Genomic DNA, 1932 nt, shown 5'->3' on the forward strand with positions numbered 1-1932 from the left:
AATCAAATAATCACTATAAAGATCAAGCATATCCATTTAATTCCCTCCCTAAAATTAAGGGCGGAATTCTAATGCTTTTTAGTCAAACTACAAGTTTATGTGCGTAACATGAGTTATTAATGGATTATTTAAATCAATTACCCGAGGTGGAGTGGGTAGAATCCTGTGGGGCCTTTCGTCGCAGACAAGAAACGTTTTCGGAGTTTTGTTTTTTAGTTCTAACTAAGAATTTTAAGCGTGTTGCTGATTATGTAAAACGATTTCATGGGGTCATTAATATTGTTGCTGAAACAGACAGGGATATAACTCTATCTTTAAAAACCGGAATTAATTTGCAACTTATTAAGGTGGGCTTAGAAAACAAAGGAAGTGGTTTAATTTATCATACTGGTTCAACTGAACATGTAAAACAATTAGAGGATTATGCCAAAGAACAAGGGTTTATTTTAAATCAAAAGGGTTTATTCAAAGATAAGATTTATGAGGCTGGTTCCGACGAGCATGAAATCTATAATGCTTTAGGTTTAGGGTATATCGAGCCAGAATTAAGAGAGGCTCGTGATGAAATTAAAGCAGCCGAGAAAAATTGCCTACCACCACTGATTGAATTAGACGATATAAAGGGAGATCTACATTCGCATACTAACGAAACGGATGGTAAAGAACCCTTAGAGCGAATGATAGTAGCCGCAATTGAAAAAGGTTATGAATATTTTGCAATTACCGATCATTCTAAGCGATTAAGCATTACCAATGGTTTAAACGAGGAGCGTCTGCTGAAACAAATTGATCAAATCAACGAATTAAATCTTTTATATCCCTCTTTTAAGATACTTAAATCCATAGAGGTCGATATCCTGGAAGATGGAGCTTTGGATTTATCTAACGAGGTATTAAAAGAGCTGGATCTACGAGTCTGTTCAATCCATTCCAAATTTAAGCTTCCTGAGCAACAGCAAACGGAGCGAATTATTAGAGCAATGGACAATCCTTATTTCAATATTTTAGGACATGCGACCGGACGTTTACTTAAATCTCGCCCACCTTATCCGATTAACATAGAAAAAATTTTACTCGCTGCAAAAGATAGAGGCTGCTACCTAGAATTAAATGCCCAACCGTACCGTTTGGATATTAATGACCACTACTGCAAATTAGCCAAGGATATCGGAGTAAAAGTTGCAATTTCAAGCGATGCTCATGCTATCCAGCAATTGAATTATATGCAATTAGGTATTTACCAGGCCCGAAGAGGATGGTTAGAAAAGAAGGATGTGCTCAATTGCTTTTCGTGGCCGGAGTTACAGTTATTATTGAAGAGAAATTAAAATGAGAGTCATTACTTTGATCGAATTGTATTTTATTTGCATTAGTCTAGACTAACAATAAGCAATTAAAATTCTCAGAGAATGATTCTTAGCTCTAAGTTTAAGGAGAAACAACATGCTTTCAGAAAACAAATTACCCTACAATTTAGACCAAATTAAACAGCAAGCAGAAGAGTCTTTAGATAGAGGGGCGGTAACTAAAGATTATCCCCTTAACATTGATGAAGCCTGTAAACATTTAAATGCTGCCTTGGCTACTGAGATTATGTGTGTATTACGCTATCGTCATCATCAAATAATAGCTAAAGGGATTGATAAACCTCAAGTGGTAGCAGAATTTGAAGAGCATGCTTTGGATGAAGAGCGTCATATGATGATGATTGCCGAACGAATTAACCAGTTAGGCGGGGATCCTGATTTTAATCCTGGTACCGTCCCTCAACGAACAGCTACTGAATATGGCGAGGGAAGTAATTTACTTACCTTAGTAACTCATGTTACGCACATAAACTTGTAGTTTGACTAAAAAGCATTAGAATTCCGCCCTTAATTTTAGGGAGGGAATTAAATGGATATGCTTGATCTTTATAGTGATTATTTGATT

The 1932-nt window shown here is 36.1% G+C and carries 2 protein-coding genes; both read left to right on the plus strand.

Annotation, left to right across the window (positions count from 1 at the left end; translation table 11 throughout):
- Nucleotides 1–119: 119 nt before the first annotated feature.
- Nucleotides 120–1328 carry a DNA polymerase/3'-5' exonuclease PolX gene (locus ELY15_RS15405; protein ID WP_127101588.1) on the plus strand — a complete coding sequence of 403 codons (1209 nt, stop codon included), beginning with the start codon at nucleotides 120–122 and terminating at the stop codon, nucleotides 1326–1328.
- Nucleotides 1329–1443: 115 nt separating this feature from the next.
- Nucleotides 1444–1845 (plus strand): ferritin-like domain-containing protein, encoded by a 402-nt coding sequence (locus tag ELY15_RS15410; RefSeq protein ID WP_127101590.1) that lies wholly within the window; start codon nucleotides 1444–1446, stop codon nucleotides 1843–1845.
- Nucleotides 1846–1932: the final 87 nt, after the last annotated feature.

The sequence above is a fragment of the Legionella sp. km772 genome (assembly GCF_003989735.1).
Classification (GTDB): Bacteria; Pseudomonadota; Gammaproteobacteria; order Legionellales; family Legionellaceae; genus Legionella.